At 40.6% G+C, this 23363-nt stretch carries 20 protein-coding genes and 1 pseudogene; 12 read left to right on the forward strand and 9 right to left on the reverse strand.

What is annotated here, in order from left to right; genetic code table 11:
* Positions 1-80: 80 nt before the first annotated feature.
* The 7 genes from BA70_RS09090 (at position 81) to BA70_RS09120 (ending at position 7537) form a co-directional block, all read left to right on the forward strand.
* Entirely contained in the window at positions 81-1523 is a 1443-nt protein-coding gene (locus BA70_RS09090) for a DEAD/DEAH box helicase (RefSeq protein ID WP_034321017.1), read from the forward strand.
* A 189-nt stretch (positions 1524-1712) separates the two neighbouring features.
* Complete coding sequence (gene desA / locus BA70_RS09095; RefSeq protein ID WP_034321020.1) at positions 1713-2762, forward strand: Delta(5) desaturase DesA; 1050 nt, start codon at positions 1713-1715, stop codon at positions 2760-2762.
* 118 nt (positions 2763-2880) lie between these two features.
* Positions 2881-4017, forward strand: coding sequence for a sensor histidine kinase (locus tag BA70_RS09100; protein ID WP_034321022.1), 1137 nt, complete (start codon positions 2881-2883; stop codon positions 4015-4017).
* Complete coding sequence (locus BA70_RS09105; protein WP_034321025.1) at positions 4014-4613, forward strand: response regulator transcription factor; 600 nt, start codon at positions 4014-4016, stop codon at positions 4611-4613. The genes BA70_RS09100 and BA70_RS09105 overlap by 4 nt, the downstream gene beginning before the upstream one ends.
* Before the next feature lie 199 nt (positions 4614-4812).
* Positions 4813-5733 carry an iron-hydroxamate ABC transporter substrate-binding protein gene (locus BA70_RS09110; RefSeq protein WP_034321026.1) on the forward strand — a complete coding sequence of 307 codons (921 nt, stop codon included), beginning with the start codon at positions 4813-4815 and terminating at the stop codon, positions 5731-5733.
* Between the two features lie 110 nt (positions 5734-5843).
* On the forward strand, positions 5844-6533 hold the full coding sequence (locus BA70_RS09115; RefSeq protein WP_034321113.1) for a response regulator transcription factor: 690 nt from the start codon (positions 5844-5846) through the stop codon (positions 6531-6533).
* Positions 6533-7537 (forward strand): sensor histidine kinase, encoded by a 1005-nt coding sequence (locus BA70_RS09120; RefSeq protein ID WP_034321028.1) that lies wholly within the window; start codon positions 6533-6535, stop codon positions 7535-7537. Before BA70_RS09115 ends, BA70_RS09120 begins: the two co-directional genes overlap by 1 nt.
* 71 nt (positions 7538-7608) lie before the next feature.
* Here BA70_RS09120 and BA70_RS09125 read toward each other — a convergent pair whose 3' ends face one another.
* Positions 7609-8862, reverse strand: coding sequence for an FtsW/RodA/SpoVE family cell cycle protein (locus BA70_RS09125; RefSeq protein WP_034321030.1), 1254 nt, complete (start codon positions 8860-8862; stop codon positions 7609-7611).
* The gene (locus BA70_RS09130; protein ID WP_034321032.1) at positions 8853-9197 is read right to left on the reverse strand and encodes a PadR family transcriptional regulator; all 345 of its coding nucleotides are present in this window, start codon (positions 9195-9197) and stop codon (positions 8853-8855) included. The genes BA70_RS09125 and BA70_RS09130 overlap by 10 nt, the downstream gene beginning before the upstream one ends.
* A 387-nt stretch (positions 9198-9584) precedes the next feature.
* Between BA70_RS09130 and BA70_RS09135 the strand changes: the two genes are divergently transcribed.
* Entirely contained in the window at positions 9585-10346 is a 762-nt protein-coding gene (locus tag BA70_RS09135) for an ABC transporter ATP-binding protein (RefSeq protein WP_034321034.1), read from the forward strand.
* Positions 10336-12273 carry an ABC transporter permease gene (locus BA70_RS09140; RefSeq protein ID WP_034321036.1) on the forward strand — a complete coding sequence of 646 codons (1938 nt, stop codon included), beginning with the start codon at positions 10336-10338 and terminating at the stop codon, positions 12271-12273. The genes BA70_RS09135 and BA70_RS09140 overlap by 11 nt, the downstream gene beginning before the upstream one ends.
* Before the next feature lie 43 nt (positions 12274-12316).
* Here BA70_RS09140 and BA70_RS09145 read toward each other — a convergent pair whose 3' ends face one another.
* Positions 12317-13669: an amidohydrolase family protein gene (locus BA70_RS09145; RefSeq protein WP_034321038.1), complete on the reverse strand. Its 1353-nt coding sequence runs from the start codon at positions 13667-13669 to the stop codon at positions 12317-12319.
* Positions 13670-13773: 104 nt separating this feature from the next.
* Positions 13774-14361 carry an NAD(P)H-dependent oxidoreductase gene (locus tag BA70_RS09150; RefSeq protein ID WP_034321040.1) on the reverse strand — a complete coding sequence of 196 codons (588 nt, stop codon included), beginning with the start codon at positions 14359-14361 and terminating at the stop codon, positions 13774-13776.
* Between the two features lie 117 nt (positions 14362-14478).
* Here BA70_RS09150 and BA70_RS09155 point away from each other — a divergent pair, with 117 nt between their 5' ends.
* On the forward strand, positions 14479-14910 hold the full coding sequence (locus BA70_RS09155) for a MarR family winged helix-turn-helix transcriptional regulator (protein WP_034321043.1): 432 nt from the start codon (positions 14479-14481) through the stop codon (positions 14908-14910).
* A gap of 120 nt (positions 14911-15030) precedes the next feature.
* On the opposite strand, the pseudogene BA70_RS09160 reads toward BA70_RS09155, so the two are convergent.
* The 5 genes and pseudogenes from BA70_RS09160 to BA70_RS09180 all read right to left on the reverse strand — a co-directional run bounded on the left by BA70_RS09160 (position 15031) and on the right by BA70_RS09180 (position 20240).
* A pseudogene (locus BA70_RS09160) lies at positions 15031-15645 on the reverse strand (LysE/ArgO family amino acid transporter).
* 137 nt (positions 15646-15782) lie between these two features.
* Entirely contained in the window at positions 15783-17360 is a 1578-nt protein-coding gene (gene mbcS, locus BA70_RS09165; RefSeq protein ID WP_034321046.1) for an acyl-CoA synthetase MbcS, read from the reverse strand.
* A gap of 225 nt (positions 17361-17585) precedes the next feature.
* Entirely contained in the window at positions 17586-17798 is a 213-nt protein-coding gene (locus BA70_RS09170; protein WP_003216385.1) for an alpha/beta-type small acid-soluble spore protein, read from the reverse strand.
* A gap of 89 nt (positions 17799-17887) precedes the next feature.
* The gene (gene thiI / locus BA70_RS09175) at positions 17888-19093 is read right to left on the reverse strand and encodes a tRNA uracil 4-sulfurtransferase ThiI (protein WP_034321049.1); all 1206 of its coding nucleotides are present in this window, start codon (positions 19091-19093) and stop codon (positions 17888-17890) included.
* Positions 19094-19097: 4 nt separating this feature from the next.
* Positions 19098-20240 carry a cysteine desulfurase family protein gene (locus BA70_RS09180; RefSeq protein ID WP_034321053.1) on the reverse strand — a complete coding sequence of 381 codons (1143 nt, stop codon included), beginning with the start codon at positions 20238-20240 and terminating at the stop codon, positions 19098-19100.
* 200 nt (positions 20241-20440) lie between these two features.
* Here BA70_RS09180 and brnQ (BA70_RS09185) point away from each other — a divergent pair, with 200 nt between their 5' ends.
* Positions 20441-21784 (forward strand): branched-chain amino acid transport system II carrier protein, encoded by a 1344-nt coding sequence (brnQ, locus tag BA70_RS09185; RefSeq protein WP_034321056.1) that lies wholly within the window; start codon positions 20441-20443, stop codon positions 21782-21784.
* Between the two features lie 200 nt (positions 21785-21984).
* On the forward strand, positions 21985-23328 hold the full coding sequence (gene brnQ, locus BA70_RS09190) for a branched-chain amino acid transport system II carrier protein (protein WP_034321059.1): 1344 nt from the start codon (positions 21985-21987) through the stop codon (positions 23326-23328).
* The last annotated feature ends 35 nt before the right edge of the window (positions 23329-23363 follow it).

Here is a 23363-nt window from a genome sequence, read left to right on the forward strand (position 1 = left end):
CTTTTCATTCAAGGTCATGGTGTCTTTGAAAAGATATGGTATGATGTCACAAGTATGAATGTACGAAAAAGGAGAACACGATGCCATTACAACATTTTGATCAATATCCATTAAGCAATGAATTGAAACAAGCGTTAGAAGCGCTTCACTTCCATACACCAACACCCGTTCAGCACGAAACGTTATCCGTGGCTTTTTCAAAGCAGGATCTAATCGTCAAATCTCAGACAGGCAGCGGCAAGACAGCAGCCTACGGTCTGCCGATTTGTGAAATGGTGGATTGGGCTGAAAATAAACCTCAAGCCCTTATCCTCGTTCCAACGCGAGAACTCGCCATGCAGGTCAAACAGGATCTCACAAGCCTTGGACGATTGAAACGAATCAAAGCCGCAGCCATTTATGGAAAAGCCCCTTTCCAAGCTCAAAAAGTAGAGCTTGCACAAAAAAACCACATTGTGTGCGGAACACCAGGACGAGTCTTAGATCACCTTGAGAAAGGTACTCTTTCCTTAGAAAACCTTAAATTTTTCGTGTTAGATGAAGCGGATGAAATGCTGAACATGGGATTTATTGATCAAGTCTCTTCTATTATTCAGTATCTGCCACCAAAGCGCATGTCAATGCTCTTTTCAGCGACCATGTCAGATGAGATGAAGAAATTAAGTGAACAGTTTCTACAATCACCAAAAGTAATTGAAATAGCACGCGCGGAAACGTCTGTACCACAAATCACCCACACCGTGATTGAAACGGAAGAAGAAGCGAAATTCTCTCTTCTTCAGCGTACGATCGTCATTGAAAATCCAGATAGCTGCATTATTTTCTGTAATACACAGGACCGAGTGAATGAACTCACGATGAAGCTGGATGAATGGGATGTGCCTTGTGACAAAATTCATGGAGGCATGAGACAAGAAGACCGCTTCGCTGTTATGGATGAATTCAAAAACGGCGAATTCCGTTATTTGATCGCAACCGATATAGCAGCCCGGGGCATTGATGTCAGTGATATGACACATGTGATTCATTATGACCTCCCCTATGAAAAAGAGCGCTATATTCACCGAACAGGAAGAACAGGCAGAGCGGGGAAAAGCGGAAAAACCATTGCGTTTATGACCAATAATGCAAAGCCTCTGATTGATGAATTAAAGCAGGAAGCAGGTATTGATTTCAAGACGCAGCCATACCCAACAAAGGAAGACGCAGAGCAGCATGTAGAACGCTTTGAAGAAAAGATTGAAACGCCGATTCAAAAGGAAAATAAACAGGCAGGCGTTGAAAAGGATATAATGAAGCTTTATTTTAACGGCGGGAAGAAAAAGAAGCTGCGGGCTGTTGATTTCGTTGGGACCATTGCCAAAATAGAAGGCGTTGCCTTTGATGACATTGGGATTATTACCATTCAAGATACAAAAACATATGTCGATATTTTAAACGGTAAAGGCCCTCTTGTGCTGAATGCCATGCGCCACACAACCATTAAAGGCAAGCAGTTAAAAGTTCATGAAGCACGTTCATAAAAAGTGAAGGCTAATCGCCTTTACTTTTTTATTTAAAATAAAATAAGCTTACAAACCTTGATACCGTCAGCCTTTCCTGCAATCAACATGACAAATGTCATATTGAATACATGATGGGTGCTACTATGAGCATGACGCCTTTCCTTCTATACTTTGAAGTAGAAAGAAACGGAAAGGACTTGAACTTTCATGACAACTTCAACAAACACGCAGCAGCAAGCGACTTTAAGAAAACAAGTAGGTCAATTTTCTGGTGCTGATTCAAAAAAAAGTATCATGCAACTCTTTAATACATTTATTCCATTTTTGGGGCTTTGGTTTCTTGCCTATTATAGCCTGAACATCTCCTACCTTTTAACCCTCTTCTTTGCGGTTATTGCAGCTGGTTTTTTAGTACGTGTCTTTATTATTTTTCACGACTGCTGCCACCAATCCTTTTTTAAACAGAAACCGCTGAATCACCTGTTTGGTTTCATAACAGGTGTACTCACCCTTTTCCCTTATCTTCAATGGCAAAGAGATCATTCGATTCACCATGCCACAAGCAGTAATTTAGACAAACGAGGTACTGGTGACATTTGGCTCCTGACAGTCAAAGAATATCAAGAAGCATCTGCATGGACGAAATTTCGCTACAGATTTTATCGCAATCCTTTTGTCATGTTTATTTTAGGACCGATCTTTGTTTTCCTGTTTCAAAACCGTTTCAACGTCAAAAACGCTCGTAAAAAAGAGCGCTGGAATACCTATTTCACAAACATATCGATTGTTTTGCTCGCAGGGGCGACCTATCTCCTTTTTGGCTGGCAAGGTTTGTTACTTGTCCAAGGTCCAATCTTTCTGATTTCTGGATCAATCGGTGTATGGCTGTTTTATGTGCAGCATACGTTTGAGGATTCTTACTTTGAAGCAGATGAGAATTGGAATTATGTGCAAGCAGCTGTAGAAGGCAGTTCTTTTTACAAATTGCCAAAGCTCCTTCAATGGTTAACAGGCAATATCGGTTATCACCATGTCCATCATTTAAGTCCGAGGGTACCGAATTATCATTTGGAGCATGCTCATGAGCATAGTGAGCCGCTTCAAAATGTTCCAACCATCACTTTAAAAACAAGCATCGAGTCAATGAAATTTAGACTTTGGGATGAAGAAACGAAAGCATTCGTTACCTTTAAAGAAGCACGTCAGACGAAAAGTACACCTGTCATCAAAGGAGACATTCTCAAGAAGAATGCATAAACGACGCAAGCTCTTTCTTACAATAGAAGGAGCTTGTTGGTATTTACAGGATGCGATAACGTGTTCAATTTGATAAAGTAGTGAAAAAGAAAGAAAAAATGGAAAAGGTGATTCACGGATGAAAAAACAACTTAAAATTCAAAAATTGCATGGGATATCCCCGTATATATGGGCCATTTTTTTCATCCTTCCCTTTTATTTTATCATTAAGGCTCCTTCGACTTTAGGCATTGTGATCGGCATTATTTTGAACGTTGTCTTTTTCGCTGTCTATCGTTTTGCCTTTATCGCAAAAGGCTGGTCTTTATATGTATTAGGCCTTCTCTTGATTGCGATTTCTACTGGCTATGTCATACTCTACAGCTACATTTATTTCGCTTTTTGCATCGCCTATTTCAATGGGCATATTAAAAGAAAAGTACCTTTCTATATCTTATACTATATTCATGTCGGGAGCGCCGCCATTGCGGTAAACTTCAGTCTGATCTTAAAAAAGGGCTGGTTTCTCACGCAAATTCCCTTGGTTCTTATTACACTCATTAGTGCCATTCTCCTCCCTCTCAGCATTCGAAGCAGGAAGGAACGTGAACGGCTCGAAGAGAAATTAGAAGATGCCAATGAACGTATCGCTGACCTTGTAAAAATTGAAGAAAGGCAGCGCATTGCACGTGATCTGCATGATACCCTTGGACAAAAGCTTTCCCTCATCGGTTTAAAGAGTGATCTTGCCCGAAAACTAGTTTATAAAGACCCAGAGCAGGCACGTGCCGAACTGAAAAGCGTCCAGCAAACAGCCAGAACGTCTCTCAATGAAGTGCGGAAAATTGTTTCCTCCATGAAAGGTATTCGGATCAAGGATGAAATGTTGAACATAGAGCAAATTCTCGAAGCGGCCGGGATAGAATTGATCTATGATGAAAAGGAAGCACCGAAACACATCTCTCTTCTCAACGAAAACATTGTGAGCATGTGTATCAAAGAAGCAGTCACCAATATCGTCAAACATAGTGATGCCACAGTCTGTAAAATAACCATTCATCAAAAGTCAAAAGAAGCAGTCATCACGGTTGAAGATGATGGGACATTTAAAGGAGATCCCCCCTCCTCTCAAACGAAGGGACATGGCCTTTTAGGGATTAGAGAACGATTGGAATTTGCAAATGGACGCCTTCACCTTGAGACAAAAGATGGGACGAAGCTGATCATGAGCATTCCAAATGATTCAGCAGCAAAAGAACAGGAGGGAATGAAATGATCAACATTTTTATCGCAGAGGATCAGCAAATGCTGCTTGGTGCACTCGGTTCACTACTTGATTTAGAAGAGGATATGACGGTTGTTGGAAAAGGCACAAACGGCCAGGACGCCATTGATTTTGCTAAAAAACACCCCGTTGATATTTGTTTAATGGATATTGAAATGCCAGGGAAATCTGGACTGGATGCAGCCGAAGAACTCAAGGAATCAGATGTGAAAATCATCATTTTAACGACCTTTGCCCGTTCTGGATATTTCCAAAGGGCGTTGAAAGCTGGCGTTAGCGGCTATATGCTGAAAGACAGCCCAAGCGAAGATCTGGCAAGTGCCATTCGCAGCGTGATGAAAGGAAAAAAGGTATACGCCCCTGAATTGATGGAAGACTTATATAGCGACGAAAATCCTTTAACCCAACGAGAAAAATCCGTCCTTGAACTCGTCGCAGACGGCAAAAACACGAAAGAGATCGCAAAGGAACTCAGCATTAAAAGCGGCACTGTCCGTAACTACATTTCCATTATTTTAGATAAACTAGAAGTCAAAAACCGTATTGAGGCCATCACACGCTCTAAAGAAAAAGGCTGGTTTAAATAAAAAAAAGATCAGGTCATACGGTGCCTTGATCTTTTTTTCTTTCTAAAAAATTCCCTCTGTTTTTTATCAGCAACTGACAAAATGTAATTGACAACAGACCGCAGTCTTATGATATGATATCCGAGTGATAATAATTATCATTATCACTAATACAAACAAATATCCGGCATATGTGCCGATTTCAAAGGAGTCTACATTCATGAAGAAAATATTGTTCCCTCTGATGCTCATCTTTGTACTTGTATTGAGCGCATGTGGCAATAGCAGCAACTCTTCCTCAAATAAAGGAAATCAATCAACGTCATCAGACAAGATTACATATCAATCTGAAAATGGCCCTGTGAAGCTGCCAGCCCATCCAAAACGTGTCGTTGTTCTCGGATCTTACACGGGCAATGTCATGTCACTTGGTGTGAACCTTGTTGGCGTTGACTCTTGGTCAAAAAAGAATCCACGCTTCCAAAAGGAATTAAAAAATGTGGAAGAAGTATCGGATGAGAATGTGGAAAAAATCATGAAGCTAAAGCCTGATGTCATCATAGGCTTAAACAATACAAAAAATGTAGAGAAACTGAAAAAAATCGCACCAACAGTCTTGTTCACGTATAACAAAGTCGATTACCTTCAACAGCACATTGAAATTGGAAAAGTATTAAACAAAGAAAAAGAAGCCAAAGCATGGGTGAAAGATTTCAAAGAACGCGCAGCTGAAGCTGGAAAAGAAATCAAAGCAAAAATCGGTCAAGATGCGACGGTTTCTGTGTTTGAAAGCGGCACAAAAGATCTTTATGTGTTTGGAGATGCATGGGGTCGCGGTACAGAAATCCTCTATCAAGAAATGAAACTGAAAATGCCTGAGAAAGTGAAAGAAAAAGCATTAAAAGCTGGCTACTATGCAGTTTCGCAAGAGGTCATCCCTGAATTTGCTGGAGACTATATCATCATTAGCAAAAACAGCGAAATGGACAATTCCTATCAAAACAGTGAAATCTACAAGTCCATTCCTGCCGTGAAAAAACATCGTGTGTTCGAAGCAAATGCTGAAGAATTTTACTTTAATGATCCACTCACACTTGAATATCAACTATCATTCTTTAAAAAGCATTTTTTAGGTAAATAAGCTGAAGCAAGGGACCTCTTCCCTTGCTTTTTTCTTGTCTACTTCTAGCGGCAGCGCCTTTTTTCCGCTACAATTACATACAAGCTAATTCAAAAAGTGTGGTGCTGGTTTTGTTTAAAATTTTGCTGATTGAGGACGATACAACCCTCTTCCAAGAAATCAAAGAACGTTTAGTCAACTGGTCCTATGAGGTCTATGGGATTCACGATTTTCATCAGGTCATGCAGGAATTCACCTCCATTCAGCCTGATCTAGTCATCATTGATATTCAGCTGCCGAAATACGATGGCTTTCATTGGTGCCGGATGATTCGCCATCATTCAAATGTTCCGATCATCTTCCTCTCATCTCGAGACCACCCTGCTGATATGGTCATGTCGATGCAGCTCGGTGCTGATGATTTTGTGCAAAAGCCCTTTCACTTTGACGTGCTTATCGCCAAAGTCAGTGCTGTTCTTCGGCGCGTACATGATTATAATGCGGAGCCGGTCAACTTAAAGGTTTGGTGCGGCGCTACCATTGACCTAGAAAAAAACACCGTGACAAATGAACATGGTGAGGTTGAATTAACGAAAAATGAATTATTTATTCTCAAGGAATTGGTTCAGCATAAACATCATATCGTCAGCCGGGAATCACTCATACAAGCGTTATGGGAGGACGAACGGTTTGTGAGTGATAATACGCTGACTGTCAACGTCAATCGCCTAAGAAAAAAACTAGACGAGATCTCCCTTGGCACCTTCATTGAAACAAGAGTAGGTCAGGGTTATCTTGCAAAGGAAAAGGATGATCAATGATGCTCCAAGCATTTTTAAAAGAACGAAGAAGCTGGATTCTGTTCTTTCTTAGTTTGCAGCTTCTCATTCTTTTTGTTGCTTATTTGGATACGACCATTCCAATGGCTTCTCTTTTTTATATCGTGTTACTGTCTACGTTACTCATGATCGTCTTTCTCTTTTTTCGTTATCGAAAAGAAACGGCTTATTATGAGAGGCTGAAAGAATGGGACGAAAATATTGATCATCAAATGCCGCTCGCTCCCTCTTCCCCATTTGAACAGCTCGTACATGATGCGACGTCAGAGCAAATCGACCGCTACAGGCAGATGGCGGCTGAGCAGAAAATCGCCCTTGAAGAAGAAAAAGATGAACTGCTTTCATGGATACATGAGGTCAAAACACCGCTCACGGCCATGCATTTAATGATTGACCGCTTAACAGAGCAGCCGCTGAAATCAAATATGACGTACGAGTGGCTTAGAATTCATTTATTACTCGATGCCCAGCTGCACCAAAGCAGAATACGTCATATCGAAAATGATTTATTTATTGAAAAGCTGGATCTGCAAAGCATCATAGCGAAAGAAATCAAAGCCCTCCAATCATGGTGCATGCAAAAAGGAATTGGCTTTGAACTGGCGCTTGAAGAACGAGACGTATTAAGTGATACAAAATGGTTATCCTTTATGATCAGACAAGTGCTGACAAACGCAGTCAAGTACAGCCATTCGTCTGATATTGTCATCGAAAGCAGACAAATGAATGAACAAGTGGTACTGTCGATCACAGATCAAGGCAGAGGAATTGACCCAAGAGACGTGTCTCGTATATTCGAAAAGGGCTTTACTTCAACAAGACATCATCATGACACCGCATCAACGGGAATGGGGCTCTATTTAACCAAAAAAGGAGCAGACGCTCTTCATATCACGATCGAGGTCAACTCCACTATAGATCAAGGTACAACCTTCACCTTTATCTTTCCGAAAAAGAATGATTTTGTTCGTATTGCGAGCATGTAAACACATGACGGGTCACATCCAATCTCTTTATCAAAGACTGAAAGCTGGCATGAAGAGATTGGGTGATCTACTTAAGAAATATTTCCCGCTTCTTGGTGAAAAACATCTCCCATCTGTCTTCTTCTATAAATACCCAAGAGCAGGCCAACAGCCATCATTTCTAGAAGAATATGTGAACCCCCATAGCTCATGAAAGGCATGGACACTCCAGGTAAAGGCAAAAATCCAAAGTTTGTGAAAATACTCAAGATGAATTTTGTTGCAAACGTAGCTGCAAAGCCTGTCATGACCATTTTCCCATAAGCCAATTGGACTCGTTTTGCTGTATGAAATATTCTGTATATAAAAATGACAAACAGCATGAAAGCAGTCAACCCTGCGAACCAGCCAAATGAATAAATGATATACGTAAACATCCAATCAGTGTGAACCTCAGACAGTGCATACGGAGTGATGTGAAGCCCGTTTGAGCTAAATTCATGAACTGTGTAAAAGTAAGGGTACCTATCTGCTTGAAAAAGAGAAAAAATTTCTACAATAAGATATAAAACTCCTGCTGCTGTCAGCGGAATCATTTGCCTCAAACTTGCACCAGACACATACATAATCGTTATGCACATGACGATACAGATGATGGTCGCAGGAAGCGAGCCAATCGTACTTATTAAAAGAATGGGTAAAGCCATAATCCCTACTCCGAGCCAAGATTTGAAACCATTCCCCCAATTCCAAGAGTGAAAAATACCCGCTAAAGAAATAGCCACCAGAAACGGCACAATCTCAGTCAGATTGATTGATACATCACTTATTCTTAAAAAAAGAATACCGTTCACTCTTATACCAAAAAACATCGTAAGAAAAAGCGTTCCGAGCGTCCCTATGTATAAATGCCAAGAGTATTTCAATAAGCGTCGATAATCGAAAGCAAACAAACCAAACATAAGCACAAGACCAAATAGATAAAAAACGAGACTTTTATAAAAAATATTCATGTCTTGAAGGTTTGTAAAACTAGAATGAAACTGTAAAAAGTACATCGCAAGCAGCCCAAATGAACAAGTAGCTAACACAACAAGTATCGTTTTAAGATCCATTTGGGTTTTATGAGTTTCATGGAGCTGCGTTCCGAGAATGGCAGCATCTCCAATTTGATCCAGCGCTTGATCTACTGCCTCTTCTTCAGTCATCCCAGTATTCATCGCTTCCTCTTTTAGCGTATATAGATGATCACTAAGCTCAAGCTTTATACTCGAATGTACATCTTTATTTTTGATTCGTTTACATACATCCTTTATATACTTTTCGAACTTTTTTTCTAATCCCATACGATTTTCTCCCCGTTCAGAACGCCATCGACTGCATCTTTGAAAACGTTCCACTCTTCTTTCTTTTCCTCTATAAATGCTTTGCCCTGTTCATTTATTTTGTAATACTTTCTTTTCCGGTTGCCATTTCCTTCGCCCCAATAAGAGACAATCAATTCTTTCCCCTCCAAATTGTGCAAAATAGGATAGATCGTTCCCTCTTTAAAGCTAAAAATACCTTCGGACTTCTCCTCCAATTCTTTAATCATTTCATATCCATACATCGGTTTTTCATTTAATAAGCTTAAAATAAGTGTAGCTGTACTTCCCTTTAGAAGTTCTTTACTCACTTTCATTTACAATCACTCCTAATACATAGATATACTATGCATATATTTGATATGCATAGCATACATGAAAAAAAATACCACGTAAAGGTTCAACACATGAATTTTTTAATATACATCCGAATTCATGATGACAAGAAAATCAAAGAAGATTGATACATAAGAACAAAAAACAGATAAAATGAATGATAAAGAGCACCGCTTTCTATAAAAGATAAGGAAAGTTTCTAAATAATAGGTGCGAATTCTACATAAAAACATGTGAATGGTTTTAAAAAACAAGCATGTGACAATAATGTCACATGCTCGTCTGTTTTGTTCGCCAAATCGAAGGAAGTCGGTCTGGCTTCTTTTTATAATAAAGTTATCAATTAAAAAGAAAAAGGGGTTCGACACATGAACATTTTAGAAGCGCGCAAGCTATATAAAAGCTACGGAAATAAATTCAATAAACAAGAGGTGCTCAAAGGCATTGATCTGACCATAGAAGCTGGAGAATTTGTCAGCATTATGGGGCCATCAGGCTCGGGGAAAACAACCCTTCTGAACGTATTGTCATCTATCGACCATGTGTCCAGCGGATCCATTCGGATCGCGGATGCTGAGATGACTCAAATGAAAGATCAGCAGCTCGCTGAATTCAGAAAAAAGCAGCTTGGCTTTGTCTTTCAGGATTATAACTTACTTGATACGCTCACGGTCAAAGAGAACATCCTTTTACCATTATCAATCTCCAAAACACCTAAAAAAGAAGCTTTTGAACGTTTTCAACAGCTAGCAGAGGATATGGGGATTTATGAACTAAGAGACAAATATCCGAATGAACTGTCTGGGGGACAAAAGCAGCGGACATCGGCAGTTCGTGCCTTCATTCATGAGCCTAGTCTCATTTTCGCGGATGAACCAACTGGGGCACTTGATTCCAAATCGGCATCTGATTTACTCAACAAGCTGCAAGATTTTAATCAAAAACGAAAAGCGACCATTGTGATGGTCACACATGATCCTGTCGCCGCCAGCTATTCAAGACGAGTCATTTTTATCAAGGATGGACAGATCTATACACAGTTAAATAAAGGCGCTTTAGAGAGAAAGATGTTTTTCGAAGATATTATGAAAACCCAGGGTGTCTTAGGCGGTGTGAAGCATGAACATTAATCAGCTCGTCTTCCGGAACCTGAAGAAAAATCTGAAGAATTACTACTTATACGTGTTCGCTCTTGTATTTAGTGTGGCGCTCTATTTTTCTTTTGTCACCTTGCAGTATTCACCGGCACTTGATGATGTGAAAGGGTCTATTAAAGGCGGTGCGTCAATTAAAGCCGCTTCAATCCTGCTCATTGCCATCGTCGGCATCTTCCTGTTATATGCGAACAGCATTTTCATTAAGCGCAGAGGGAAAGAAATTGGCCTGCTGCAGCTCATTGGGATGACCAAACAAAAAATTGCCAGACTGCTCAACGCAGAAAACTTTATCCTATACGTGATCGCCATGGCTCTTGGCATAATCGCCGGATTTATCGGTTCAAAGCTCATGCTGATGGTGCTATTTAAAGTGACAGGCGTTAACGCCATCGCCAACCTTCATTTTTCAGGCATGGCCCTTCTGCAAACGATCATTGTCTTTTTATTGATTTATGTATTGATTATGCTGAGAAATAGACGTTTTATTAAAAAGCAAACGATCCTATCTTTATTTAGAACGACGTCTTCTACAGAGCAACGTATCAAAAAAATATCAGTATTTGAAATCATCATTGGGGTTTTCGGTATTGTCTTAATCAGCTCAGGCTATTACATTTCTTCTCAGCTTTTTAGTGGCACATACACGTCAATGCTTTCGTTATCTTTGGCCATGATTTATATTCTAGGTTCTGTCATTATTGGTACCTTTCTTTTTTATAAAGGCTCTGTTTCGTTCATAGCCAATATTGTACGTAAGAGAAAGAATGGCTACCTTGCCATTCATGAAGTCCTGTCTCTGTCATCAATTATGTTCAGACTAAAATCAAATGCACTGCTTTTAACGATTATTACTACAGTATCTGCACTTGCGATCGGTTTGTTATCACTTAGCTACATTTCCTATTACTCAGCAGAAAAAACCGCTGAACAACAAATTCCAGCTCATTTCGTCATGGGCTCTGAAAAGGAAGCAGCCACCTTCACTCGTGCACTTTCTGACAAACATATTGCTTATGAAGAAACACAATTCAAGGTCATTCAAGCTGATTTTGATGCAAAGAAGATCATTGATACGGAGTTAAGAAGCTTGAATAAGAATCCAGGAGTTTTGACATTTCCTGTGATCAGTGAGAGGAACGTACCAAGCATTCATGTGGAGAACAACGAAGTCATGTTAAGCGGCTACAATGATTTATTGAAAAAATTCATGCCGATTAAAAGCTCAGGTGATGTGAAACTTCTGATAAAGAAACCACTCGATTTAAAAGTCATTGATATGAAGAAGGATCACTTAATCTCTTACCGGTTCACTGCTGGCGGCCTGCCTGTTGCCGTTGTTAGTCAAAACGTCTTTGAGCAGTTGGACCAAAACAAGGATCCTAAGCTTCAGCTTAAGAATAACCAATATATTGCGATCAATGTAAAAGATGAGAAACATATTGAACAAGCCAATGACGTCTTTACTTCTTTAAAACTGGGTGATGACAGCATGTCTCGATTAGCTTCAACTCAGCAGCAAAAGCAAACAATAGGACTGATGATGTTTGTCGTCGGATTTTTAGGCCTAAGCTTCCTTGTCACATCAGGCTGTATTTTATACTTCAAACAAATGAATGAAAGTGAAGAGGAACAAAGCTCGTACACGATCTTACGTAAGCTTGGTTTTACTGAGAAAGATCTATTAAAAGGCATTCGACTCAAACAGCTATTTAACTTTGGTATTCCGCTCATCACCGGATTGCTGCATAGCTACTTTGCGGTACAGTCAGGCTGGTTTTTATTCGGCGGTGAACTGTGGGCACCAATGCTCATTGTCATGTCGATTTATACCGTTTTGTATTCAGTCTTCGGATTCCTATCAGTCCAGTATTATAAAAAAGTCATTAAAGAATCCTTGTAATCTATTCCCCATAGGCCTCGCCTATGGGGATATTGTGCTTTATTTACGATGGTGTTGATTCAAACTTGTGCGATAAAATATGGTCTCTTGCCGCATAAGCTTTTTGTTTCACCTCTTCTAGGTTCACACCGACAAGCTTCCCGTTTTGCTTCACTGCTTTTCCAGCAACATAGACAGAATCAACATTTGAAGGATGTGCCGTCTGGACAACCGCTCCAGCTGGATCTGTCATCGGCAGAAGATTCATGCTTGTCCGATCAATCAGGATGAAATCAGCTTCTTTCCCAGGTGAGAGTGACCCAATTTTATCATCAAGCTTTAGTGCACGAGCCCCATTGATCGTCGCAGCTTCAAGCATTTGATGAGCAGAGAGCCCAAGTTCAGGTCCTGGCATCGTCCCCTCCATCAATAATGATTGATTTTGAATCGCCCGCTCTGCCTGAAGCCCGAATTTCATTTGAGCAAACAAATCTCCGCCTGTGGCTGTTACCACATCTACACCAAGCGTTGGAAGTACTCCATTCTCAATTGCAAGCCCTGTTACAGGATAACCGTGCCCCATCATCATCTCAATCTCAGGTGTAATAGAGATTGAGCTTCCACTGCCAGACAGCATTTTCATTTGATCCGCATCAATTGCATTGATATGCACCATGTTTAGATCCGGTCCTAGTAACCCTGCTTTGTGAAGCCGCTCAATCGAGCGATCCTCCGCTCCCCAATTCCCAAAACCAATGTGCATGCTACATAATGCATCTAAAGACCTGGCTGTTTCAATTTCAAATACTGAGGTCTCCCACGAGGAAAACTCAGGTCCACGAATGGCAAGCCCCATCGTCAAAAGCTGATCTGTTGATTGGAAATACGTTTTTTTCACGCGGGCTGCATCTTCCATATTGGTGAGTGTACTCCCCCTATCCCAATATTCAGCATCTCCAGATGTACCAAAAGCAAAAACAGCCCGAATGCCCGCATCTTTTAATCCTCCTATGAGCTCATCTGTATGATCCATTGAATTGATCATCGTCCAGTCTAAAAACGTGGTCACCCCTGCATCTAAAGCCTCTAATGCCCCTAAATAATTGGAAATTCGATCGTCTGATGGACGTCTCATCGCTCCATAGTTGCCATAATATATTTTGCTCAAATACGTCTGTAAAGACCAATCTGTTCCTATACCCCGGATGACAGACTGCCACACATGACGATGTGTATCCACAAGCCCTGGCATGATCACCATATCGGATGCATCGACAATGTCTGCATCACTTGCGTCAATCGAAGGTGCGACTTCTAAAATGTGCGCCCCTTCAATTAGTAAATCTCCCTTTTCCAGAAAACCTAAAGATGGATCAAGCGTTAAAAGAGCTGCATCTTTAAACAATGTTTTCTTCATCTATATCCCCCTTTTCAAATGACGACGATGAGTCATCCCACCCTCTCTGTCATTTTAAAACATAATAGGATCAAATTAGAAGAAAAGTGACTCAAGCAGGTGTTTTACGAGCTCATTTTTCGAAAATAGTTGTATATCCGGTTTAACTTGACGTCATGTTTTCCTTTTGGACTTTCCATCATGCCAAATTCAAAGAATTTCACAGGTTTGATCCCGACATATTGTAAAAGTGCTCGTTTCATTAATATCTTGTGGGCATTTTGCAAAAAGAAGAATGGATAATTTGTCGGCCCTTGCATAGTCGATACACAAACGGCGCTTTTTCCTTTTAACAGCCCTTCTGGAAGCAGCCCGCCTGTTTGACGATAGGCGAAATTCGCAGCAAACATGCGATCGATAAAGCCAAGCAGCATGGCTGGCGGCCGCCCCCACCAAATCGGATAAACAAACACGATTTTATCTGCCCATTTGATCTTTTCCTGATACACCTGAATGTCAGGATCCTTATGCATATCACGCCTTTTTTTCTCTTCATTAAAAATAAGAACAGGATCAAATTCTTCTTGATATAAATCAATAATCCTCACTTCATGAACCTTTGGATTTTCTTCACTACCTTTGACGATTTCTTTCAAAAAAGCACCATTTAAACTATTGTGATGAGGGTGAGTATAAATAATGAGTACATTCATGTTTTGTCTCCTTTAGTTATCATTTGATAACAAAATAATATACCTAATCTATATAGTTGTCAAATGATAATTGTTTTTTGATAATAAATTTGGTATGTTACGTAGGAGGTGAAAATCATGAAAAATCCACATTTCTTCAAGGAGTTCGTAGCATTTGCTTCTACTTTTTCTGAGCGAAAACATGACCTGATGAGCAAAGTCAAACCATCTGAATTAACAACCTTACAATATTTGATTCTAGAGCAGCTAGCTGTCAGTGAGCCGCTTACACCTAGTGAAATTGCTGATTGTCATCACATGTCTCTACCAAATGTCAGCAGAGAACTAAAGAAACTTCACGAAAAGCAATTCATCGATAGACAAGAAGATCAAGCTGACAAACGAAAGCATGTGATTATGCTTTCTGAAAAAGGCCGAGCCTGTATGAACGAAGCATTCCAGCATATTGAATCGATGCTAATTGGCAGCCTATCTCCCTCAGACATAGAACAAATGGATGACATCGTACAAGCTCTCCGCCTATTAAATCAAACGATTTTTAAAAAATGAACATGAAAAAGCATGAGCGTATCGCTCATGCAAGGATTGGTTGCTAAACTTCCAAATTGCACAAAAAGCGTCTAGTTTTTTACGCCCAAACGCTTCTTTAATGTATTCTCCATGTACCCTTTAACCAACAAGCTGATACGCGATATATAACGCGACCAGCCAGATCATGATCGCCGAAGCTTTATTGATACGATTCATCCACTTGCCGTTTGTATCTAACTTCCCTAACATTTTCCCTAAAAGAGCAAGCCCGATAAACCATAACCACGAGACAATGATACAGGCCAGTGTAAACGCCATTTTTTCAGCACCGCTATATTGGAGAGAATTCGTTCCAATGACACCAATTGTATCGAGAATCGCGTGAGGGTTTAAAAGTGAAACTGAACAGGCAAAAACGATTTGCTTTCTCGCAGGCATCATGTCTGTCTTCTTTTTATCACCTGATGCTGAGCTTGTGTTCCACACCGATCAGCCCATATAAAGTAAAAAACAAAACCCAATGATATAAAGACCGATTTGGAGCATAGGAATGGTTAACACCACAACCGAAACACCGATGACTGCTAGAGCAATCAAAAGTGTATCACAAAGAGCCGCTGTGATGACGACAGGTAATACTCAATACAAGCGAGGCTGAAGCGCCCCTTGTTGAAATACAAATACATTTTGAGCTCCCAAAGGTAATATAAGACCAAAGGCAAGCACAATTCCATGAATGATAGCAATGGACATCTTCAATCATTCTCCTTTTTCAAGCAATTCCTACACATTTTAACATAGAACAATATGAAAGCTTTCTACGAATTTGATTTGTCCTACAAAAAAAGCGCTGGATGCTTTTCATCCAACGCTTGTCGTTTCATCCTTGATTATCCTTTTCGTGCAAGCTCTCTTTCTCTCAGCTCTACACGACGAATTTTCGCTGACGGTGTTTTTGGCAGCTCGTCAATGAATTCGATTTCTCTTGGGTATTTGTACGGTGCTGTTGTGTTTTTTACATGTGTTTGCAGTTCTTTGATCAGTTCATCACTTTGCGCAGTGCCATCACGAAGGACAACGTATGCTTTGACGATGGACCCTCTGATTTCATCTGGGCTCGCCACAACCGCACATTCCTTCACTGCTGGATGCTTGATCAGTGCATCTTCCACTTCAAACGGTCCAATGGTATAGCCTGAGCTGACAATGATGTCATCTCTGCGGCTTTCAAACCAGAAGTACCCATCTTCGTCTTTTTTCGCACGGTCACCCGTGATAAAGTACTTTCCACGGCGCTGCGCCTTTGTACGCTCTTCATCTTTATAGTATTCCTTAAATAGAGCCGGCGTTTCAAGATGAACAGCAATATCACCCACTTCTCCTGGAGCGCATACGTTGCCGTCCTCATCAATGATGTCCACTTCGTTGCCAGGGGTTGGTTTTCCCATACTGCCAGCCTTGATGTCCATTCCTTTTAGGACCCCTACTAGCAGAGTACTTTCTGTTTGGCCGTACCCATCTCTTACTTCTATATCGAAATGGTTTTTGAATGTATCAATGACTTCACGGTTCAGCGGCTCTCCCGCAGAAACAGCACTATGAAGCTTCGGCAGCTCGTACTGACTCAAGTCATCAACTTTGGCCATAAACCGATATTCTGTTGGTGTACAGCATAGGACATTGATTTCATTTTTTTGAAGCAATTCTAAGTACGTATTTGGATTAAACTTTCCTCCGTATACAAAGCCTTCCGCTCCACTTCCTAAAACAGATAAGAGAGGACTCCACACCCATTTTTGCCAGCCTGGTCCTGCTGTTGCCCATACTTTATCTCCTTCATTAATAGCGAGCCATGCTTTAGCAGCTGTCCGTAAATGTGCATACGCCCAGCCGTGTGTATGCACAACCCCTTTTGGGTTACCTGTTGTGCCTGATGTATAGGATAAAAACGCCATGTCTGTCCGTTCTGTTTGAGCCATTTGCAGCTCGCTTGATTGCTGATCCTTTTGCGCTAGAATGTTTGTCCAGCCATGATCGTTTTCACCAATCGAGAATGTTTTAAAATCATTTGGCTGATTCGTTCCCTCGAACGATTGAATGAATGACGCGTAAACAATCGCTCCCTTTGCTTCCGCATGTTCAATTCGATAATCTAAGTCCTTCGCACGAAGCATTTCTGAACAAGGAATGACGACCATCCCTGTTTTCAAAATAGCCAAATAAATGCTGTATGCCTCTAGCATGCGTGGCACCATCACAATGATTTTATCGCCTTTTTTAAAGCCTGCATCTAACAACACATGACCGATTTTATTGGCATCTTCCACTAATGCTGCATAAGTCACATGCGCTTCTCCGCCATTTCCGTCCTGCCAGTGCAGAGCCATTTTCTCGCGGTTATGACTGAATGCTTCAATCTCGCTGACTAAGTTATATTGTTCTGGTGCAATTAAGTCTTCTCTTTTCATGGTACAGCTCCTTTTTGCCTCTTTCTATGAAACCATTCATGTTTCAATTTACCTATTCTAACATTCATAACTGAAAAATGCTTGAATTAGGACCTACTCCTAGTATTATGCCATAATTTTCTCCATTCGTCCTCTTTTTCAAAAATATTCTAACAATTTATATGTAAAAAAAGAAAAGAGCGGGAATGATCCCGCTCATAAGCCATAGCTTTTCAATTGTGTGTCTTAGAAAGATCCGCCACCCATATGTTGTTGAGCGTAAGATACAAGACGTTTAGTGATTTCTCCACCAACTGATCCGTTAGCGCGAGCTGTTGTTTCTGGTCCAAGGTTTACACCAAATTCTGAAGCGATTTCATACTTCATTTGGTCGATCGCTTGTGCAGCGCCTGGAACGACTAATTGATTAGAACTGCTTTGTCTATTTTGTTGAGCCATGTGTTCTCACCTCCTTGTGAATATAGAATGTGTAGAAACACATGACTTCATGCGATCAATTTTATGGTAATTATTATGAAATTTTTTCTTTAAAATAAATCAGCGAATTCGTCTGCCGCTTTCTTTTCATTTGTGACAATGATGGTTTCGATTTGCTCAACTGCCTCGTCAAGCATTGGCTCGAAATCAGCAAAGCTTTCGTAGCGTTCTACTTTTTCAAGCTTTGGTTTCGTTTTAGGCGACGGTGGCGTAAAGATTGTACAGCAATCCTCAAAAGGCTGAATGCTTGTATCATATGTGCCAATTCGTCTCGCTTCATCAATAATGTCATTTTTATCAACAGCAATCAGCGGGCGAATGATTGGCGTATTTGTGACATGATTAATGGCATACATACTTTCAAGCGTCTGGCTTGCGACTTGGCCAAGGCTTTCACCGGTAATAATCGCAAGTGCATCACGCTTCGCTCTTATTTTATCTGCTATTTTCAGCATCATTCTTCTCGTTGATGTCATTGTATAGTTTTCAGGTACTTGTTTGTGAATTAACTCTTGGATTTTGGTGAAAGGAACAATGTGCAGCTTCACTTCGCCTCCATATGCGGCTAAACATTCTGCAAGATCAATGACCTTTTGCTTGGCACGTTCACTTGTATACGGGGGACTAAAGAAATGAACAGCTTCAATTTGAATTCCGCGTTTCATGGCCTGATAGCCGGCAACTGGGCTGTCAAAGCCGCCTGAAAGCATGAGCATCGCTCTTCCGCTTGAACCGACTGGCAAACCTCCTGCACCCTTTACATCTTTAAATGTAATATACGTCGCATGTTCTCTGATTTCAATTCGCAAATGAACATCTGGCTGTTTCACATTAACCGTTAAGTTTTCCGTATTCTTAAGAACATGTCCGCCAATTTCGCGGTTCATCTCATTTGAATCAAGCTCAAATTGTTTGTATGAGCGCTTCGTTGAGACTTTAAATGTATTCCCTTTTTCGTACACTTCCTGCACTGCCGTTAGCGCCGCTTCTTTGATTGCGTCCAGATTCGTTTCACATTTTACCGCAAGACTAAAGCTCTGAATCCCAAATACACTTTTGAGGTGCTCTGAAATCGGTTCAGGGTCTTCTCCGTTCAGCATGATGGTGATGCGGTCTCTGTCAGATGCGTACTTTAATGCTTCAAAATCTTTCAATACGAACCGAATATGCTGTCTTAGTTTTTCAATAAATTTCTTTCTATTTTTCCCTTTTGTTGAGATCTCACCAAAACGGACTAAAATGTGATCATATTTCATGCTGTTATCTCATTCCTTTTAGTTTTTTTACACTTTGTGCGATAGATGTGATGATACGCTTCGTAAGCTCTGGTCCTTGTCCATACGTCAAACTGATTCTCATACTGCTTTTGGCCACTTCTTCTGCTTTCCCCATAGCTAGCAGCACACGGCTTGGCTCTTTTTTCTTGGCTGAGCAGGCAGATGTTGTGGATACGTAAATGCCTTCTTTTTCTAGCATATGGAGTAGGACTTCGATTTGAATACCTGGCACTGAAAAATTCACAATGTGCGGCGCACTTTGCGTCAGCGGTGTGTTGAGGACAACACCTTCTATTTCTCCAAGCTTCTTTTGCAGCTGAGTTTTCAGCGCCAGCATCTCATCATGATGCTTTTCAGCATGTGCAAATGATTGTTTCATGGCTTTTGCTAAGCTGACAGCTCCAGCAGGGTTTTCAGTACCTGAACGGAGACCAAATTCCTGCTCTCCTCCTGTGATGAAAGGTGCAAGCTCTGTACCTTTTTTTAAAAAGAGAGCACCCGTCCCTTTCAAGCCATGAATCTTGTGACCTGACATCGTCAAAAGATCAACATCGACGTGTTTATTGAGGGATACCTTGCCAATGCCCTGCACCCCGTCGACATGAAAGAGTGCGTCTTTTGCATGCTCACGAATGATGCCAGCCGCTTCTTCAATTGGCTGGATGGCACCTGTTTCGTTGTTCACATGCATCATACTGACAAGCACTGTATCAGGGCGAAGTACTTCTTTTAATTGAGTTAAATCTACATGGCCATGCTCATTTACTTGAATATAAGAGATATCAAAGCCAAATAAAGTTTTCAGCTGTTCAAACGATTCGATGACAGAGGGATGCTCAATTGTTGTTGTCACAATGTGTTTGCCCCGATTCATCTTGGCGAGAGCAGCCCCTTTAATGGCGATGTTATTCGCTTCTGTTGCGCCAGAAGTGAAAATAATCTCATATTGTTTAAAGCCTGTATAGTGAAGCATTTGTTTTCGCGTTTCACTTAGCAGCCTGCTTGCATCAATCCCGAGCTGATGAAGCGAGGACGGATTTCCAAAAAAACGTTCACTCACTTGTTGATATACTTGTAAAACCTCAGGGTACGGTTTTGTTGTTGCACTATTATCAAGATAAATCATACCTGGACTCCTTACAAAAAACTTTAAAAATAAATGCATTTATATGTTACCATATTGATGTCAGACAGAGAATTTTCTGAAAACGGCAGTTGACAACTTTTTATTTTCATAATATCATCCATAGTGCAATTGTCACATAACCACCTAAATTGTCAGAATATTTAAATTTGGCACAATACACTGATTGAGGAGGAACTATTTTGAAAAATAGTTTAAGTATAAAAGAGACATTAGCCATTGGTTTAATGCTTTTTGCATTATTCTTTGGCGCAGGAAATATGATTTTCCCACCAGTCCTTGGACAATATGCGGGTGAGAATGTATGGCTTGCTATCGGTGGATTTTTACTAACAGGAGTCGGTCTGCCGCTTCTAGGGGTTATTGCGATCGCCCTTACAGGTACCGGTGCAAAAGGGCTTGCGGATAAAGCTCATCCTATTTTTGGAACCATTTTCACTGTCATTCTATATTTATCCATAGGACCGTTTTTTGCTATCCCTCGAACAGGTACGGTTTCTTACGAGATTGGATTAGCACCGTTTCTGTCAAAAGCACAATCCTCTTCATGGATACCGTTATTCTTATTCACCCTTGTGTTTTTCACGATTACATATTTGCTCGCTTTGAATCCTTCAAAACTGGTTGATCGAATCGGCAAAGTGTTGACACCAATCTTATTAACGGTCATTGCGATTATTGTGTTTAAAGCCATTGCTACACCGATGGGAATCATTGGTGCGCCTGATGCAACTTATGAAACAAGCCCTCTCTTCACTGGGTTTTTAGAGGGCTATAAAACAATGGATGCTCTCGCTTCTCTCGTATTTGGAATCGTTGTTGTGACAGCTGTTAAAGAAAGAGGCATCACAGAGCGCAAATCTCTTGCGGCGGCATGTATAAAAGCTGGTCTTGTTGCAGCAGCTGGACTTGCACTAGTATATATCTCACTTGCTTATGTCGGTGCTTCAAGTCCCGATGCAACCGGAATGGTTGGGGCAAATGAAGGTGGCAAACTACTTTCACTATCTGCTAACTTTTTATTCGGTTCTGCAGGTAACATTGTACTTGGCGCAGCCATTTTATTCGCTTGTCTAACAACAAGTATTGGACTTGTCTCATCTTGTGGCGAATATTTTTCAAAGCTTTTCCCATCACTTTCTTATCGTGCAGTCATTCTCATTGTTTCTTTATTTAGCACATTCGTTGCAAACCTTGGACTGGCACAAATTATCTCTCTATCAGTCCCTGTACTTGTGGCGATATATCCACTGGCAATTGTTATTATTTTAATGTCGTTCCTTGACCGCTGGATTAACGGTAGACGAGTCATTTATGTCGTACCCCTGATCTTCACTGGATTTTTTGCCATCATCGACGGCTTATTGGCTGCTAAAATCAATCTCGGTGGTTTGCCTGACATCTTAGGTTCATTTATTCCATTTTACAATTTAGGTATTGGCTGGGTTATTCCAGCGATTATTGGCGCATGTATTGGTGTACTCATTTCAATGTTTACCAGCCCACCAAAACAACTCGCTTCATAATGATCTTCAACATCCCCTTCACCAGGGGATGTTTTTTTATTGTTCTCCATATACTAAAATAGAAAAATTCATGACTTTTGTACGAAAACACATGTTGACATCAGGCGTACATCCTTTATAATTAGTGAATGTTAATGCAGAACGGTTTTAGCAACTAATTAACAGAATATTTCAACATAATATTGGAGGCTTTATATTCAATGAAGGCAACTTTGTCGACGAAAGATACGGTTATTATAGGATTTATGCTATTTGCTCTATTCTTCGGCGCCGGTAATATGATTTATCCACCAGAACTTGGGCAATATGCTGGGCAAAATGTGTGGAAAGCAATGGGCGGATTTTTATTAACAGGTGTCGGTTTACCCCTTCTTGGGATTATAGCGATCGCTTTAACAGGGCGTGACGCAAAGGGACTTGCGGATAAAGCACACCCAGTTTTTGGAACAGCCTTTACAGTCATTTTATATTTATCCATTGGGCCGCTTTTCGCTATTCCTCGTACAGGAACAGTCTCATATGAGATTGGCGCATTACCCTTTTTAGCGGGTGTACCAGCTTGGCTCTCACTTCTTTTATTCACACTTGCCTTTTTCGGTATTACGTATTACCTTGCTCTAAATCCAACGAAAATTGTGGATCGTGTAGGGAAAGTGTTAACACCAATTAAATTTACGATTATTTTAATCATTATTGTCAAAGCGATTTTGACGCCGATGGGCGTAATTGGCAATCCTGATGCATCCTATAGCAACGGATCATTTTTTAAAGGATTTCTAGAGGGCTATAAAACAATGGACGCTCTTGCTTCTATTGTGTTTGGGGTTGTTGTTATCAACGCCATTAAAGGACGCGGTGTGACAAGTAAGAAAGCACTCGCTTCTGCTTGTATCAAAGCTGGTCTAATTGCAGCGTGCGGATTAACTTTTGTTTATCTATCGCTTGCTTATTTAGGCGCTTCAAGTACACACGCAATTGGTTTTGTTGGAGATGGCAGTAAAATCTTGGCTCAGTCTTCTCAATTCCTTTTCGGCAGTCTAGGAAATATTGTGTTAGGTGCCGCAATTACAGTGGCGTGTTTAACAACAAGTATTGGTCTTGTCACATCCTGCGGGGAGTATTTCTCGAAATTATTACCTAAACTTTCTTATAAAACAGTCGTGACACTCGTAACTTTATTCAGTTTTATCATTTCAAATTTTGGACTTGCTCATATTATCGCTTTCTCTGTACCAGTGTTAACTGCGATTTACCCGCTAGCGATTGTGATCATTGTTCTATCACTTGCAGATAAATGGCTTGGACATAGAAGACCTGTTTATGTACTCTCTTTAATTTTAACAGGCTGCGTCAGTTTGTTTGACGGTTTAGCAGCAGCGAAACTCCCGATTGGTCCAGTGACGGATATCTTTCACACGATATTACCTTTATATGACCTTGGCATCGGCTGGATTGTGCCTGCTATACTTGGAGTCGTGATTGGATTCGTGATCTCTCTTTTCACTTCTTCTGCTTCAGAAGAACGTCAGAAACAAGCATCATAGCATGAAAAAAGCTGAAGTCCTGTTAATGGACCTCA

The sequence above is a fragment of the Bacillus zhangzhouensis genome (assembly GCF_000715205.1).
GTDB lineage: Bacteria > Bacillota > Bacilli > Bacillales > Bacillaceae > Bacillus > Bacillus zhangzhouensis.

Coding starts and splice junctions, on each gene's coding strand:
- BA70_RS09150 (WP_034321040.1), bottom strand. CDS start 14,361: ATGAATGTACTCATTATTTATACTCACCCTCATCACAATAGTTTAAAT.
- BA70_RS09170 (WP_003216385.1), bottom strand. CDS start 17,798: ATGGCTCAACAAAATAGACAAAGCAGTTCTAATCAATTAGTCGTTCCA.
- thiI (WP_034321049.1), bottom strand. CDS start 19,093: ATGAAATATGATCACATTTTAGTCCGTTTTGGTGAGATCTCAACAAAA.
- BA70_RS09100 (WP_034321022.1), top strand. CDS start 2,881: ATGAAAAAACAACTTAAAATTCAAAAATTGCATGGGATATCCCCGTAT.
- mbcS (WP_034321046.1), bottom strand. CDS start 17,360: ATGAAAAGAGAAGACTTAATTGCACCAGAACAATATAACTTAGTCAGC.
- BA70_RS09130 (WP_034321032.1), bottom strand. CDS start 9,197: ATGAAAGTGAGTAAAGAACTTCTAAAGGGAAGTACAGCTACACTTATT.
- BA70_RS09120 (WP_034321028.1), top strand. CDS start 6,533: ATGCTCCAAGCATTTTTAAAAGAACGAAGAAGCTGGATTCTGTTCTTT.
- BA70_RS09155 (WP_034321043.1), top strand. CDS start 14,479: ATGAAAAATCCACATTTCTTCAAGGAGTTCGTAGCATTTGCTTCTACT.
- BA70_RS09090 (WP_034321017.1), top strand. CDS start 81: ATGCCATTACAACATTTTGATCAATATCCATTAAGCAATGAATTGAAA.
- brnQ (WP_034321059.1), top strand. CDS start 21,985: ATGAAGGCAACTTTGTCGACGAAAGATACGGTTATTATAGGATTTATG.
- BA70_RS09145 (WP_034321038.1), bottom strand. CDS start 13,669: ATGAAGAAAACATTGTTTAAAGATGCAGCTCTTTTAACGCTTGATCCA.
- BA70_RS09125 (WP_034321030.1), bottom strand. CDS start 8,862: ATGGGATTAGAAAAAAAGTTCGAAAAGTATATAAAGGATGTATGTAAA.
- BA70_RS09180 (WP_034321053.1), bottom strand. CDS start 20,240: ATGATTTATCTTGATAATAGTGCAACAACAAAACCGTACCCTGAGGTT.
- BA70_RS09135 (WP_034321034.1), top strand. CDS start 9,585: ATGAACATTTTAGAAGCGCGCAAGCTATATAAAAGCTACGGAAATAAA.
- BA70_RS09110 (WP_034321026.1), top strand. CDS start 4,813: ATGAAGAAAATATTGTTCCCTCTGATGCTCATCTTTGTACTTGTATTG.
- desA (WP_034321020.1), top strand. CDS start 1,713: ATGACAACTTCAACAAACACGCAGCAGCAAGCGACTTTAAGAAAACAA.
- BA70_RS09105 (WP_034321025.1), top strand. CDS start 4,014: ATGATCAACATTTTTATCGCAGAGGATCAGCAAATGCTGCTTGGTGCA.
- BA70_RS09140 (WP_034321036.1), top strand. CDS start 10,336: ATGAACATTAATCAGCTCGTCTTCCGGAACCTGAAGAAAAATCTGAAG.